This is a genomic window from Bordetella sputigena (assembly GCF_965137885.1).
In the GTDB taxonomy this organism is placed as follows: domain Bacteria; phylum Pseudomonadota; class Gammaproteobacteria; order Burkholderiales; family Burkholderiaceae_B; genus Bordetella_C; species Bordetella_C sputigena.
This window is the reverse complement of the sequence record NZ_CBCSCA010000017.1, coordinates 74,391-89,579: the sequence shown is the minus strand read 5'-3', so window position 1 is coordinate 89,579 and position 15,189 is coordinate 74,391. Positions and strand designations below refer to the sequence as shown.

Annotated in this window: 12 protein-coding genes; 9 read left to right on the top strand and 3 right to left on the bottom strand. The window is 66.0% G+C overall.

Features of this window, described 5'->3' with window-relative positions:
- Positions 1-88: 88 nt before the first annotated feature.
- Both ftsZ and lpxC read left to right on the top strand, forming a co-directional pair.
- Positions 89-1,282 carry a cell division protein FtsZ gene (ftsZ, locus tag ACNA0R_RS24890; RefSeq protein WP_415828774.1) on the top strand — a complete coding sequence of 398 codons (1,194 nt, stop codon included), beginning with the start codon at positions 89-91 and terminating at the stop codon, positions 1,280-1,282.
- 257 nt (positions 1,283-1,539) lie between these two features.
- Positions 1,540-2,463, top strand: coding sequence for a UDP-3-O-acyl-N-acetylglucosamine deacetylase (gene lpxC / locus ACNA0R_RS24885; protein WP_415828751.1), 924 nt, complete (start codon positions 1,540-1,542; stop codon positions 2,461-2,463).
- 128 nt (positions 2,464-2,591) lie between these two features.
- Here the strand turns inward: lpxC and ACNA0R_RS24880 are convergent, their stop codons facing one another.
- Positions 2,592-3,080 carry a DciA family protein gene (locus tag ACNA0R_RS24880; RefSeq protein WP_415828750.1) on the bottom strand — a complete coding sequence of 163 codons (489 nt, stop codon included), beginning with the start codon at positions 3,078-3,080 and terminating at the stop codon, positions 2,592-2,594.
- Between the two features lie 39 nt (positions 3,081-3,119).
- Here ACNA0R_RS24880 and ACNA0R_RS24875 point away from each other — a divergent pair, with 39 nt between their 5' ends.
- The 6 genes from ACNA0R_RS24875 (at position 3,120) to ACNA0R_RS24850 (ending at position 11,315) form a co-directional block, all read left to right on the top strand.
- The gene (locus ACNA0R_RS24875) at positions 3,120-4,103 is read left to right on the top strand and encodes a M23 family metallopeptidase (RefSeq protein WP_415828773.1); all 984 of its coding nucleotides are present in this window, start codon (positions 3,120-3,122) and stop codon (positions 4,101-4,103) included.
- A 193-nt stretch (positions 4,104-4,296) separates the two neighbouring features.
- Positions 4,297-7,038 (top strand): preprotein translocase subunit SecA, encoded by a 2,742-nt coding sequence (secA, locus tag ACNA0R_RS24870; protein WP_415828749.1) that lies wholly within the window; start codon positions 4,297-4,299, stop codon positions 7,036-7,038.
- A gap of 10 nt (positions 7,039-7,048) precedes the next feature.
- Complete coding sequence (locus ACNA0R_RS24865) at positions 7,049-7,774, top strand: VOC family protein (RefSeq protein WP_415828748.1); 726 nt, start codon at positions 7,049-7,051, stop codon at positions 7,772-7,774.
- A gap of 99 nt (positions 7,775-7,873) precedes the next feature.
- A complete protein-coding gene (locus ACNA0R_RS24860; protein ID WP_415828747.1) occupies positions 7,874-8,578 on the top strand; it encodes a GntR family transcriptional regulator in 705 nt (234 codons plus the stop codon).
- A 108-nt stretch (positions 8,579-8,686) separates the two neighbouring features.
- Positions 8,687-9,619 (top strand): tripartite tricarboxylate transporter substrate binding protein, encoded by a 933-nt coding sequence (locus ACNA0R_RS24855; protein ID WP_415828772.1) that lies wholly within the window; start codon positions 8,687-8,689, stop codon positions 9,617-9,619.
- Position 9,620: 1 nt separating this feature from the next.
- Positions 9,621-11,315 (top strand): thiamine pyrophosphate-binding protein, encoded by a 1,695-nt coding sequence (locus ACNA0R_RS24850; protein WP_415828746.1) that lies wholly within the window; start codon positions 9,621-9,623, stop codon positions 11,313-11,315.
- 128 nt (positions 11,316-11,443) lie between these two features.
- Here ACNA0R_RS24850 and ACNA0R_RS24845 read toward each other — a convergent pair whose 3' ends face one another.
- Entirely contained in the window at positions 11,444-11,992 is a 549-nt protein-coding gene (locus ACNA0R_RS24845) for a cysteine dioxygenase family protein (RefSeq protein WP_415828745.1), read from the bottom strand.
- A 159-nt stretch (positions 11,993-12,151) separates the two neighbouring features.
- The gene (locus ACNA0R_RS24840) at positions 12,152-14,482 is read right to left on the bottom strand and encodes a molybdopterin-dependent oxidoreductase (RefSeq protein WP_415828744.1); all 2,331 of its coding nucleotides are present in this window, start codon (positions 14,480-14,482) and stop codon (positions 12,152-12,154) included.
- A gap of 108 nt (positions 14,483-14,590) precedes the next feature.
- Between ACNA0R_RS24840 and ACNA0R_RS24835 the strand changes: the two genes are divergently transcribed.
- Positions 14,591-15,049 carry an Lrp/AsnC family transcriptional regulator gene (locus tag ACNA0R_RS24835; protein ID WP_415828743.1) on the top strand — a complete coding sequence of 153 codons (459 nt, stop codon included), beginning with the start codon at positions 14,591-14,593 and terminating at the stop codon, positions 15,047-15,049.
- Positions 15,050-15,189: the final 140 nt, after the last annotated feature.

Sequence of the window (15,189 nt, the reverse complement as noted above, 5' to 3'; positions counted from 1 at the left end):
AATGTCGGCGTCGGCTTTGAAGCGATTCACAAAAAAGGTAGTTGGGGTTTTTGTTTTTGTGATTTGCAATCAGACTTGAGGGAGTCGCATCATGAACTTTGAAATGCTCGAGAACAGCACCAAAGGGACCGTGATCAAGGTCGTTGGTGTCGGTGGCGCGGGTGGCAATGCCGTCGCGCACATGATCCGCAACGGTGTCAGCGGAGTCGATTTCATCTGCGCGAACACCGATGCGCAGGCACTGGCCGCTACGAACGCGCCCGTGCAGATTCGCCTGGGTCGTACCGGCCTGGGCGCGGGTGCCAAGCCCGAGCAGGGCCGCGCGTCCGCCGAAACGGCGCGCGAGGAAATCCGCGCGGCGCTGAATGGCGCGCACATGGTGTTCATCACCGCCGGCATGGGCGGCGGCACGGGCACCGGCGCCGGCCCCGTGGTGGCGGAAGTCGCCAAGGAGCTCGGCATCCTGACCGTGGGCGTGGTCACCAAGCCTTTCCAGTTCGAAGGCAACAAGCGCATGAAGATGGCCGAAGAGGGCATCAATGAGCTGGCCAAGCACGTGCATTCGCTGATCGTCGTGCTGAACGAAAACCTGTACGAACTGATGGATGAGGACGCCACGCAGGAAGACTGCTTCAAGTCGGCCGACGACATCCTGCACAACGCCTGCGCCGGCATCGCCGAAATCATCAATGTGGAAGGCAACGTCAACGTCGACTTCGAAGACGTCAAGACCATCATGGGCGAGCAGGGCCAGGCCATGATGGGCACGGCCACCGCGTCGGGCACCGACCGTGCGCGCGTCGCCGCCGAGCACGCCATCGCCTGCCCGCTGCTGGAAGGCATCGACCTGCACGGCGCGCGCGGCGTCCTGGTGAACATCACCGCCAGCCGCACGCTGAAGATGCGCGAAACGCGCGAAATCATGGAAACCATCCGCGGCTACGCTTCCGAGGATGCCACCGTGATCTTCGGCACGGCCTACGACGAGTCCATGGGCGACAGCCTGCGCGTTACCGTGGTCGCCACTGGCCTGGGTCGCAATTCCAGCCGTCCGCAACTGGTGCAGAACCGTACCGAGGCGCTGCGCACCGGCACCGACGACTTCCCCATGGTCGGCATGGCGCCCGGCAACGGCGCCGGACAGGGCGACTACCGCAACCTGGACATGCCGTCGGTGATGCGCAATCCGCGCACGCAGGCGTCGGCCCAGGTCCGCGCCCTGGAAAGCTCGGGGATGGACCACTTCGACATTCCGGCTTTCCTGCGCAAGCAGGCGGATTGACGTAGTCAGGCGCGCGTTCGCGGGGCGCCGGCTGGCAGAGCCGGGGCCTTGAGGCGCGCCCCTTGCAGTACTCCCTCATCCCCGGCCCGTGCTTTGCGCGGGCCGGGAAGGGAACCACTGAGTCGTTTCAGATAGTTTCAGGCTATCAAGATCGTAGGATTGTTTGCCTTGGATGCGCGTAAACCCAGGGTTACAATACTGGTCTTACAACGGCGTGGCGGGTTTCTTTCCGCTAACCAAGAATCCGAACAAAGCCCATGTTTCGTCAACGCAGCATACAGAATCTGGTCAAGACCACAGGCGTCGGGGTGCATTCCGGCCGCCGGGTCGAACTGACGCTACGTCCCGCTGCGCCGAACACCGGGATCGTCTTCCATCGCATCGACCTGCCCGAAGTCGTCGACCTGCCCGCGCAGGCCACCGGCGTGGGCGATACGCGCATGGCTTCCGTGCTGCAGCAGGGCAATGTCCGGGTGTCCACGGTAGAGCATCTGATGTCGGCGCTGGCCGGCCTGGGCATCGACAATCTGCACGTCGACCTGACGGCGGAAGAAGTGCCCATCATGGACGGCAGCGCGGCCACTTTCGTCTATCTGCTGCGCTCGGCCGGCATCGTGGAGCAGAACGCGCCCAAGCAGTTCATCCGCGTGCTGAAGCCCATCGAGGTGCGCGAAGGCGAGGGCCGCAACGAAAAATGGGCCCGGCTCGAACCGCATGACGGTTTCGCGCTGGCTTTCTCCATCGATTTCCGGCATCCCGCCATCGACTCCACCGCCAATTTCGCCGAAGTCGACTTCGCCACCCATTCGTATACGCGGGAAATCGCGCGCGCGCGCACTTTCGGTTTCGTCAATGAAGTCGAAGCCCTGCGGTCCATGGGCCTGGCGCGCGGCGGCAGCCTGGACAATGCCATCGTCATGGACGAATACCGGGTACTGAATAGCGACGGACTGCGGTATGACGACGAGTTCGTCAAGCACAAGATCCTGGACGCCATCGGCGACCTGTACCTGCTTGGCAAACCGCTGGTGGCGCGCTATGTCGCCTGCAAGTCCGGCCACGCACTGAACAATCAGCTGGCGCGCGCGCTGCTTGCCCAGCAGGAGTCCTGGGAAATGGTGAGCTACCAGTCCCAGGCTGAAGCGCCGCAGGCCTTCCGCTACGAGTGGAAGCTGGCGTAAGGACCCGCCCCCGAAGCGCTGCGCGCTTCCCCTCAAGGGGGCGACTCCAGCGGACCGGCAAAGCCGGATCCGCGGAGTCCCCGTCTTGGCTACATTACTTCAGGGGCACAGGGTCCTGCTTACCGGGGTCAGGTCTGTCTATGATGGCGGAGCAAACGCTCGATCGCGTCGGCCAGCGGACCGGGATTCAACGTTTCCCGCAAGGCCTCGAAAGCCCCTAGCGCCGTGTCTCCCAGGGGCATCACGTCCTTGGGCGCGCGTGGCGGTTTTATCCCTGAGCCCGGCAAGCCGGCTTGAACCTTCACCGCGATTTCGTTAAGGTTCCACCCTGCCGCGTGCAACGCCTGTGCGATCCGCGGCGCCATCTGGCGCAGTTTCGCGGCATGGGCGGCGCTCGGTACGGCCAGCTGCAGGCGGTCGGCCTCCAGGCGCGCGACCCGGCAGACGTTACCCAGGACCGGCGGCACCGCCGCCGCCACCGTGCGTTGGATCTGCAGGTGCAGATTCGCGGTGGCCAGCACGCCGGCGCCGCGCGCGTCATGTCCCAGCCAACCCATGGCGGTGTTTTCACGGCGGGCGGGCTTGCGGGAAGGACGGTAGGGCGCGCGTTTGTTCATTCGCCAGGCAACAGGATTACTCGATTGAAGTTTGTCATTATGCATGCCCGGCGCGGTTCGGCGGGGCATTTCACCCTGGAAGGCGGCCGCCTGGCCTTGCTGATGAGCGGTGCCCTGCTGCTTGCGGCCTTGGCGGGCGCCCTCGTATCGCGGGGGCTGGCACCGGCCAGCGTGCTGCCCGTGGCGCGTGCGGGCGCCGTACCGCAAGACCCCCAGCCCGGCTATTCCGACGACGCTTTGCACCAGGCCCTGGCAATGCTGGCCGCCAAAGTGGGGACGCTGCAGGCGCGCCTGGCCGGCGTCGACGCCTTGAGCCGCCGGTTGGCGATCGCCGCGGGCGTGCCCTTGCCTGAAACCTTCGCGCCGGTGGCCGATGTGGCCCAGGCCATGGATAACGGCGCCCCCAGCGATGGCGGCGCGGACGGGGAGGCGGACGGCGGCAAGGAAATCGCTGGTGACGGCAGGGCGCAGGCGCTGGGACGGGACGTCGACGTGCTGGCCGACGAATTGGCCGGCCGGATGGCCGCCCTGCAACTGTTCGATATGGCGCTGACCCGCCGCCGCGCCGACCTGGCCAGGTTGCCGTCGTCGCTGCCGGTCACCGACTACCCTTATTTGAGTTCATCCTACGGCTGGCGCCGCCACCCCGTCACCGGCCGCTATCTGCGCCATGACGGGCTGGATTTCGCCGCTCCCATGGGCACGCCCATCCTCGCCGCCGCCGGCGGCGTCGTCGTGGCGGCGGGTCCCGATGCCGGCTATGGCCAGCGGGTCGATATCGATCATGGCGATGGCCTGCTCTCGCGCTACGCGCATGCATCGGAAGTGCTCGTCAAAGCGGGGGATCTGGTCGAGCGCGGCCAGCTCATCGCGCGGGTGGGATCTTCCGGCGTGTCGACGGGGCCGCATCTGCATTTCGAGATCCGCCTGGGCGGCCAGGCCATGGATCCCCGTCTCTTCCTTGGACGGCCGCCCACCGCGCCGCCCGCCTTGGCCGCGGCAACGGCTACCGTGGTCCGCTGACGCGGACGCGGCGGCCACCCGGTTCCGGCCCGGGCGCCTGCCGGCGTGACGCCGGTATCCCGGGCCGAAGTGTTGCCCTCGCGGTGCGTTACACTCGATCGTTTCCCGGCGGCTTCTTCCGCCTCACTGACAACAATACTAGTCGCGTACCGACGCCCCGCGAACAGGGCGGCAGGCGCGCGCGGACATACGCATGGTTTCTCTGCTAAAAAAACTCATAGGCAGCCGCAACGACCGGCTGCTTAAGCAGTACCGCAAGGTGGTGGGCCAGATCAATGGCCTTGAATCCACCATCGCCGCGCTGTCGGACGAGCAGCTCGCGGCCAAGACCCAGGAATTCCGCGCCCGCTTCCAACAGGGGGTTTCGCTGGACGATCTGCTCCCTGAAGCCTTCGCCGTCGTGCGCGAAGCGGGCAAGCGGGTGTTCGGCATGCGCCACTTCGACGTGCAGATGCTGGGCGGTATCGCCCTGCACAACGGCAAAATCGCCGAAATGCGCACCGGCGAAGGCAAGACGCTCATGGCGACCCTGCCGGTCTACCTGAATGCATTGTCCGGCAAGGGCGTGCATGTGGTGACGGTCAACGACTACCTGGCGCGCCGCGATGCCGAATGGATGGGCCGCCTGTACCGCTTCCTGGGCATGAGCGTGGGCGTGGTGGTGCCGCAGCAGCCGAACGAAGAAAAGAAGGCCGCCTATGCGGCCGACATCACCTACGGCACCAACAATGAATTCGGCTTCGATTACCTGCGCGACAACATGGAGTATCGCGTCGAGGATCGCCGCCAGCGCAGCCTTTCCTACGCCATCGTCGATGAGGTCGACTCGATCCTGATCGACGAGGCGCGCACGCCGCTGATCATTTCGGGCCAGGCCGAAGACCACACCGAGCTGTACATCCGCATGAACGCGGTGCCCCCGCTGCTCAAGCGCATGGAGTCGGAGCCCAAGCCGCAGGAGCCCGAGCCCGAAGGCGACTACTGGGTCGACGAAAAAAGCCAGCAGGTGCATCTGTCCGAAGCGGGCCACGAGCACGCCGAGGCCATCCTCAGCCGCGTCGGCATCCTGCCGGAAGGCGAATCCCTGTACGACCCGCGGCACATCGCGCTGATGCACCACCTGATGGTGGCGTTGCGCGCGCATACGCTGTTCTTCCGCGACCAGCAGTACGTGGTGCAGGACGGTGAAGTGGTCATCGTCGACGAGTTCACCGGCCGCCTGATGGTGGGCCGCCGCTGGTCCGATGGCCTGCACCAGGCCGTGGAAGCCAAGGAAGGCGTCAAGATCCAGCACGAAAACCAGACGCTGGCGTCCATCACCTTCCAGAACTACTTCCGCATGTACGACAAGCTGTCGGGCATGACCGGCACCGCCGATACGGAAGCCTACGAATTCCAGGAAATCTACGGGCTGGAAACGGTCATCATCCCGACCAACAAGCCCATGGTCCGCAAGGACCAGAACGACCAGGTCTTCAAGACGGCGCGCGAAAAGTACGATGCCATCCTGGCGGACATCCGCGATTGCCACGAGCGCGGCCAGCCCGTGCTGGTGGGCACGACCAGCATCGAAAACTCGGAGCTGCTGTCCGGGCTGCTGCAGCGGGCCAAACTGCCGCACCAGGTGCTCAACGCCAAGCAGCACGCGCGCGAAGCGGAAATCGTCGCCGAGGCCGGCAAGCCCGGCCACATCACCATCGCCACCAATATGGCGGGCCGCGGTACCGACATCGTGCTGGGCGGCAGCGTCGACAAGCAGGTCGACCTGATCCGTGCCGACGAGTCGCTGTCCGAAGCGGAAAAGCAGGCGCGCATCGACAAGATCCGCACCGAATGGAAGCCGGCCAACGAAAAGGTCAAGCAGGCGGGCGGGCTGCGCATCATCGGCACCGAGCGCCATGAGTCGCGCCGTATCGACAACCAGCTGCGCGGCCGCGCCGGCCGCCAGGGCGATCCGGGATCGTCGCGCTTCTATCTGTCGCTGGAAGATCCGCTGATGCGCATCTTCGCGGGCGACCGCGTGCGCGCCATCATGGAACGCCTGAAGCTGCCGGAAGGCGAGCCCATCGAAGCCGGCATGGTGTCGCGTTCCATCGAGACCGCGCAGCGCAAGGTCGAGGGCCGCAACTTCGATATCCGCAAGCAATTGCTCGAATACGACGACGTTGCCAACGACCAGCGCAAGGTGCTGTACACGCAGCGCAATGAAGTGCTGGAAGCGGCAACGGTGGGCCCGACGGTGGAAAACCTGCGCGACGGGGCCGTCGAGGAGCTCGTCCGCGCCTACGTGCCGGCGGAATCGGTGGAAGAGCAGTGGGATGTGCCCGGCCTGCAGCGCGCGCTGGAGTCCGACTATCAGCTGTCGCTGCCCCTGACCGAAATGCTGGAAAAGGAAACCAGCCTGACGGACGACGATCTGCTGGAGCGTGTCAAGGAGGCCGCCGCGGCCGCCTACCGCGCCAAGGTGGAACAGGTGGGCGCCGAAGCCTGGGGGCAATTCGAACGCTCCATCATGCTGCAGGCCATCGACCAGCACTGGCGCGAGCACCTGTCCTCGCTGGACTACCTGCGCCAGGGCATCCATCTGCGTGGCTATGCGCAGAAGAACCCCAAGCAGGAATACAAGCGCGAGGCCTTCGAGCTGTTCTCCGGCATGCTGGACCGCATCCGCGACGATGTGGTCAAGGTGCTGATGACCGTGCGCATCCAGTCGCAGGAGCAGGTCGCCGAGGCGGAAGCCGAAGCCGCGCAGCCACACGTGCAGAATGTCCAGTACCAGCATGCCGACTACGACGAGGCGCTGGCCGCGGGACAGGACGAGCGTCCGCAGGGCCAGCAGCCGGTGCGCAACGCGCTGCCCAAGGTCGGCCGCAACGATCCCTGCCCCTGCGGCAGCGGCAAGAAGTACAAGCAATGCCACGGCAAACTGGCATAGGGAACAGGCGATGACAGCGGGCGCCGCAACGACGGAACTCGATCACGCGGTGATCATGGTGCGGGACCGTCTGGAACAGGCGGCGCCCCATTTCGAGCGCCAGGGCTACACGCTCAGCGAAACCGAGATCCATAATCTGGGCTCCTGGAATCGCCTGATCGTCCTGGAACATTCCTATGTGGAATTGCTGGGATGGCCGCCGGGCAAGCCGCCCGCGCGCAAGGAAATCGCCGACTCGCCGCTGGGACTGGAAGCACTGGTGCTGCGTACCGAGGATGCCGAGGCAACCTACCAAAGGCTGCGCGACGCGGGTTACGCGGTGAATCCCGTCCAGGTCCTGACCCGGCCGGCCCAGGTCGGCGGCAAAACCATGGAAGCCCGCTTCCACACCGTGCGTTTCGCCGAGCAACCCATACCGGGTATCCGGCTGTATTTCTGCCGCCATCTGACGCCCGAGTGCGTCTGGCAGCCCGCGCTGATGCAACACGCCAACGGGGCGCGCGCGGTGACGGAAGTGCTGGCGCGTGCGCAGGACCCGGCGGCGCTCGCTGCCCGCTTCGCCGACGTAGCCGGCGCCACGGCCCAGTCCGCCGACGACGGCGCGTGGCTGGTGCCGCTGGGCCATGCCCGCCTGCGTGTCGCGCAGGCGCCGGCGGGGCAGGGCACCACGCTCGATAGCCTGACACTGGTCCACCGCGATGGCCGGCAAAGCGTGCTCGATACCGACTTCCGTTAACCACCCCTGACGCTTTGCCCTTCGGGTAACTACTGTGGCGGCGCAAAGTGTATACACATTAGTATGCACTTGACCCAGGAGGCACGAGGGAGGCGCCACATGGCATTACCGCGCTACGCGGATCGCACCGCCGCCGGTCTTTCCGACCTGTACGACGCCGTCAAGACCATGGCGGTACGGTTCGACTTCAAACCCGGACAGCGGATCAACGAAGTCGAGCTGGCGCGGCAGTTGAACGTCAGCCGCACGCCGCTGCGCGAGGTACTGAACCAACTGATGGTGGAAGGCTTCGTGACCCGGGCCGTCAATCGCGGATTCATCGGCCGCCCCCTCGACGCCAAGCAGATACATAGCCTCTACGAATTCCGCTCGGTGTTGGAGTGCGGCATCGTCCGCGCCGCGTGCGAACGCGCCACCGACCAACAGTTGGACGAATTGCAGGCCGCGGTGGAGGTCTCGCGCGATGTGCCCGAGGACACCGATGCCGTGCGCCTGCTGGCGCTGGACGAATACTTTCACATGGCGCTGGCGCGTTTGACCGGCAACGACGAATTCGTACGCAGCCTGGAAAGCGTGAACGCGCGCATCCATTTCGTCCGCTGGATCGATATGCAGCAGGGCCGCCGCAAGCATACGCAGGCCGAACACCTGCGCATCGTGCATGCGCTGCGCGCGCGCGACGACGCCTTGCTGCAGGAGCTGGTATCGCACCATATCGGGCGTCGCCTGGACCAGATCACCGACGTTATCCGTACGGGCTTTTCGACGATCTATATGCGGGATCAGCTCGAAGACAAGGCCTGACAACCACAAGGGGAAAACATGTACGACATTGAAAACCGCGCCTATCCGGCGGTGGCGGCACGCCGCCGCCGGTTCCTGGGGGCGGCGCTGTGCGCAACGCTGTGCGGCATGCTGGGGGGCATTTCCGCCGCGCGCGCGGCCGACGAAAAGCCCTTGATCCTGGTGGTGCCTTATCCGCCCGGCGGCAGCACCGATATCCTGGCGCGCATCCTGCAGCCCAAGTTGTCCGAGCGCCTGCATGGCCGCCCTGTCATCGTCGAAAACCGCGCCGGCGCGGCCAGCCAGATCGCGACGTCCTTCGTCGCCCGGGCGGCGCCGGACGGCAATACGCTGCTGGTCAGCTTCGACAACCATGCGATCAATCCGGCCGCGAAAACCAATCTGACCTACGATACCTTCAAGGATTTCGTCGGTATCAGCCAGACGGTGCGTTTCCCGCTGGTCATCGGCGCCAACCCTGGCGTGCCCGGCGATACCCTGGCCGCGTTCTTCGATGCCGCACGCAAGAATCCGCGCAAGCAATACAACTTCGCCTCCACCGGCGTGGGGTCCCTGAACCACCTGGCGCCCGAGCAGTTGAAGCGCCTGTCCGGCGTGGACCTGCTGCACGTGCCTTATGGCGGCGGCGGTCCGGCGGTGCAGGCCGTGGTGGGCGGACAGGCCGACATGACGTGGCTGAGCTATGCCGCGCTGCGTGGGCAGATCCAGGCCGGCAAAATCAAGCCGCTGGCCGTCGCTGGAGAAAAGCGCCTGCCCGATCTGCCGAATGTGCCTACCGTCGCGGAATCGGGCTTCCCGGGATTCGAAGCCTATTCCTGGAGCGGCATGTTCGCGCCCGCCAAGACGCCGCCGGCCACGGTAAAAGCCTTGACCGCCGACTTCCAGGCAGTGCTGGCGGATCCCGAGGTGCGCCGCAAACTTACGGACGCCGGATTCGAAGTCATCGGCTCCGACGGTCCGACGCTGGACGCCTACGTTAAGCGCGAATACGAGCGCTGGGACCAGTTCATCAAGACCAATCACATCAATCTGGAAAACTGATATGGACCAACTGAATGGCGCGGAAGCCATGGTGCGCATGTTGCAGGCGTACGGCGTGGAACACATCTTCGGACTGTGCGGCGACACCAGCCTGCCGTTCTACGACGCCCTGCATCGACTCGATCATGGGATGCGGCACGTCCTGACGCGCGACGAGCGCAGCGCGGGCTATATGGCCGATGCGTACGCGCGTGTCAGCGGCAAGGTGGGCGTGTGCGAAGGTCCCAGCGGCGGCGGCGCCACGTATCTGCTGCCGGGTCTGGTGGAAGCCAATGAGTCCTCGATCCCCGTGCTGGGCATTACTTCCGACGTGGCCGTCGGCTCGCGTGGCCGTTATCCGTTGACCGAACTGGACCAGGAAGCGCTCTACCGTCCCTTGACCAAGTGGAACCGGACGATAGACCGCGCGGACCAGATTCCCGGCATGGTGCGCGCGGCATTTCGCGCCATGACCGGCGGCAAGCCGGGCGCCGCGCATTTGTGCTTTCCATACGATGTCATGAAGCAGAAGGTGGACGCATCGGATATCTGGGCGCAGCCTGAGCATGGCCGCTTTCCCGCCATGCGCTATGCGCCTGATCCCGCGGACGTTGCCCGTGCGGCGGCCATCCTGGCGGAATCGCGCGCGCCGGTCGTTATCTGCGGCGGCGGAGTCGTCATCGCGGGGGCCAGCGAGGCCTTGCGGACGCTGGCCGAATCCCTGAAGGCGGCCGTCTGCGTCACGGTCAGCGGCCAGGGCAGCCTGGCTGACACGCACCCCTTGAACGCCGGCGTGGTCGGCTCCAATGGCGGCGTCCTGGCCACGCGCGATGTCGTCGCGGCGGCGGATGTGGTGCTGTTCGTCGGTTGCCGGGCCGGCTCCACCTCGACCGAGCACTGGCGTTTCCCGGGACGCGACACGACCATTCTGCATATCGATGTCGATCCCATGGTGGTAGGCACGAACTATCGCACCGAGGTCGGCATGATCGGCGACGCGCGGCTGGCGCTGGAGGCCTTGAATACCGAACTGGCGCCGCGCCTGGCGCGGCGGCGTGCCGATGCCGCGGACGGCGCGGTGTTGGCGGGCAAGGCGCGCGCGGCGCGCGCCGCGCAGCTGGATGCGCTGGCATCTTCGACCGAACGGCCCATCCGGCCGGAGCGCGTCGTCAAGACGCTGAACCGCCTGTTGCCCGAGGACGCCATCGTCTGCGCGGATCCCGGTACGCCTTGCCCGTATTTTTCCGCGTATTACGACGCCGCGCGGCCGGGCCGGCAATTCATCACCAATCGCGCGCACGGCGCGCTGGGCTATTCCCTGTCGGCCGCCTTCGGCGCCTGGTTCGGCCGGCCGCAAGCCAAGTGCGTATCCGTCATGGGCGATGGCAGCTTCGGTTTCACCGTCGGCGAACTGGAAACGGTGGTGCGGCACAAGGCCCCGCTGCTGATGATCGTGTTTTCCAACTCGGTCTATGGCTGGATCAAGGCCAGCCAGAAGGCGGGCTACGATCAGCGCTACTACAGCGTCGACTTCGATCGCACGGATCACGCGCGCATCGCGGAGGCCTATGGCGTGAAGGCGTGGCGGGTGGAAGATCCGGCGCAGCTGGAGGCCGCGTTGCGCGCGGCCATGGAGCACGACGGGCCGGCGCTGGTCGATGTGCTCGCCCAGCCGCTGCAGGACGCGGCGGCGCCTGTCAGCCAGTGGATGGGGTGATAGGGCCTTATCGATGGCGGGCCGCTTTGGCCCGCATCGGCGGCCGGCATCAGGAGACAGCTTAAGGAGCCGGCATCAGCAACCGGCATTCAGCAACCCGCTGATGGAGCCTGCATTGGTACCTCGCGTCAAGCGACCTGCATCGCCGGCGCGCTCGTCACGACGTGGTTGACCCCCGTTGTCAGGGCCTGCGCATCGATGCCGTACACATGCAGGGATACGGCGACGGCGGTACCCGCATTACCCAGGCGATGCACCTGATCCAGTCCAGGCGCCGCGGTCACGACGTCACCGGGCCGGCGGCTGACCTGTCGCAAGGCATGCGCGCACTGGACATCCGCGTCCCAGCGGTACAGCGTTTCCGTCAATTCGCCGGTGACGACCCGATAGGCGCACCAGGTGTGGTGGCCGTGCACTGGGCTGAATTGTCCCGGCGGCCAGACCAGATACACCACCGTGTATCGCCCTTGCGGGTCGGCGTAGGCCACATGCCGTGAATAGCCGCCGCGCGGCTCGGCCAGGGCTTGCGGGCATACCCGGTCCAGCGCGCATGCCGGGTCCGCGCGCGCCACGCCCTGCGCCAGGGCGCCGAGCAAGCCTTTGCCGGACAGGTGACCGGCGGCGAGGATCGCGTCACAGAGTGGGGCCAGGCCCGCGGGTGGGGTATGAGATTCCATGGTTTTATCTGGAGATGCGGATAAAAACCATGGTATAGCCATGGCGAAGCAAAGAATTTGCTCATTTTCGTGGCTGGCGGCCGGATATTGGAACGGTCTTGCGCTGTTATGGACGCTGCCGTTCGGCAGGCGTTGACGCCTGGCCAGCCGTTGACCGATTCAAGATACGCCGACAACAGGCACCTCATACGCCCGCACGGCCGGCGCGGCGCCATGCCACGGTTCGATGTCGACCAGGGCCGACAACGCGCTGCTGCCTTGCGTCAGCTGCGAAGTCCCGGCATCCAGCGTCAGCACGTTGGGATTGCCGTGCCGTTCGAGCCCGGCGCCGTCCGCATCCGCGTCGAACCAGGCCCCTGTCGACATGACCAGCACACCCGGCATCAGTCCTTCATCCAGCACGGCCCCGGCCAGGCATGCGCCGCGGGCATTGTGGATACGCACCAGCGTGCCGTCCGCGATACCGCGCGCGGCGGCGTCCGCCGGATGGATGCGCACCGGCTCGCGGTGCTGGATTTTGCTTGCGCTCGACAGCGACGCGGGATCCAGCTGCGAATGCAGGCGGTGCGCGGGCTGGCTGCTGACCAGGTGCAGCGGATAGCGGCCCGCGGCGGGGGCGCCCAGCCATTCCGCCGGCGGCAGCCAGGCGGGATGCGCGGGGCAATCCTCGTAGCCGAAGCCCGCGATGCGATCGGAATACAGCTCGATACGGCCGGAAGGCGTGCGCAATCCATGCCGCGCCGGATCGCGCCGAAAGTCCTCGAACAGCACGAAGTCGCGGCGCGGCGGCGGCAGCGCCAGATAGCCCTGTCGCCAGAAATCCTCGAATTCCGGCGCCTCCGGCAGTTCGTCCGAGCCGGCCCATCGCGCGCGCATGTCCGCATACATGTGCCGCAGCCAGCCACAGGCATCGCGGCCTTCGGTATAGGCATCCTCGTAGCCGCCCATGGCCGCCAGTTCGCGGTAAATCTCGAAGTCGTCGCGGCTTTGTCCCTGCGGCGGCAGGGCGCGATGCATGGCGAACACATAACCGTCGCGCGACGACGCGCCAATGTCATTGCGTTCCAGCGTGGTGGTGGCCGGCAGGACGATATCGGCGCGGCGCGCGGTGGGCGTCCACCATGTTTCGTGAACGATGACGGTCTCGGGACGCTGCCAGGCCTGCTGCAAGCGGTTCAGGTCCTGATGGTGGTGGAAGGGATTGCCGCCGGCCCAGTACACCAGCCGGATGTCGGGATAGCGGTACTCCCTGCCGTTGAATCGATAGGCGCCACCCGGATCCAGCAGCATGTCGGCAATGCGGGCCACTGGTATGGCGCTGCGCGCGGGATTCGAGCCTTCCGGTAGCTGGGGCACGGCCGCGTCGATGCGCGGGTTGCCCGCGCTATTGATGGAGCCCAGCCCGAAGCTGAAGCCGCCGCCCGGCAGGCCGATCTGGCCCAGCATCGCGGCCAGCGCGATGCATGCCCAATAAGGTTGTTCCCCCCGGTGGGCGCGCTGCAGCGACCAGGTGCAGTTCACCAGCGAACGGCAGTTGGCCGCGTCCAGCGCCAGGCGCCGCACCGTGTCGGCGGAAACACCGCAGATGGCCGCCGCCCATTCCGCCGTCTTCGGCTGGCCGTCGGTATCGCCGCGCAGGTAGGCCGCGTAACGTTCGAACCCGTGGCAGTAGCGGTCCAGGAAGCCGGCATCGTGGCGGCCGGATTCCAGCAGCACGCTGGCCATGCCTATCATCAGCGCGGCGTCGGTATTGGGCCGTATCGGGATCCACTCCGCCTCTATGCCGGCGGGCACGTCGCCGCGCGTGGGGGAAACGACCACGATGCGCGCGCCATTGTCCACGGTGCGCCGTAGCCAACCGGCGGTGGTGTGTTCGCCGGCGCCGCCGGCGATCACCTGGGCGTTGCGCAGGGGCATGCCGCCAAAGGCCAGTATCAGCCGGGTATGGGCGGCCACGCTGTTCCAGTCGGTGACCTTGCCCGTCAGTGGTTGCCAGGTGCCGATCACGTGCGGCAGCAGGAATTGCGCGGCGCCCCAGCTGTAGTTACCGACCTGGTCCGTGCAGCCGCCGCCCGCATACAGGAAGCGCCGCGTCTGGCTCATGGCATTGTGAAAGCGCCCCGCGGAGGCCCAACCATAGGATCCGCCGAAAATGGCCTCGGCGCCGTGGGTCGACCGCACGCGGGAAAGTTCCTCATGCACCAGCTTCAAGGCGGTGTCCCAGCCGACTTCCACATAGCGGTCCACACCACGTCCCGCGCCTGCGCCCGACCTCGTATCTTTAGCGCGTCCGCGCAGCCAGCCCTCGCGCACGGCGGGGCGCGCGACGCGCAGCGGTGAATGCACCATGTCCGGCATGGCGTGGATCATGGGCGACGGCGCGCGGTCGCGGGCGAACGGTTCGCAGCCGACCAGCCGGCCGTCGCGCACCAAGGCGGTGTAGGCGCCCCAGTGCGACAGCGTGGGGAAGCGTTGCGGGGGGGATGTCATGATCCCCGTGGTTTAACACAAAGCGCCCGGGCCGCCGCCGATGGACGCCGCCAGCCGGAACGGGCAAGATGGCCCCCGTTGCGGCGTCGGCCGCGCCAAGGAAAATCCATGGATCAGACCGATATCAAGATCCTGAGCCTGTTGCAGAAAGACGCCGCCTGTTCGGTCGCCGAAATCGCCGAACAGGTCAATCTGTCGGTGACTCCGTGCTGGCGCCGCATCCAGAAGCTGAAGGACGACGGCGTCATTGCCCGCCACGCGATGCTGCTCGATCCCAATGCGCTGGGATTGAAGCTGACGGTGTTCGTGTCCATCAAGACCAGCCAGCACAGCGCCAAATGGACGCGGCGGCTGATCGATGCGGTGCAAGCGCTGCCCAACGTCGTGGAATTCCACCGTATGGCCGGCGACATTGACTATCTGCTGAAAGTGATGGTCGAGGACATGGCGGCCTACGACCGCTTCTACCGCCGGCTGATCGACGCCGTGGACCTGCTGGACGTCAGCGCCAGCTTCTCCATGGAGGTCATCAAAAGCACGACCGAACTGCCATTGGACGGCCTGTAGTGTCGGATTTCTCGGATCGTAGGAAAGGATTTTCGTTGCCACCAAACAACGAGAACGCAATTTTCATTTCATCTGATTCCAGCAACGTCAACTTGCAACGTTTTTTCTCCGCTCCGGGCGTACGATCTTTTCGTCCCCAT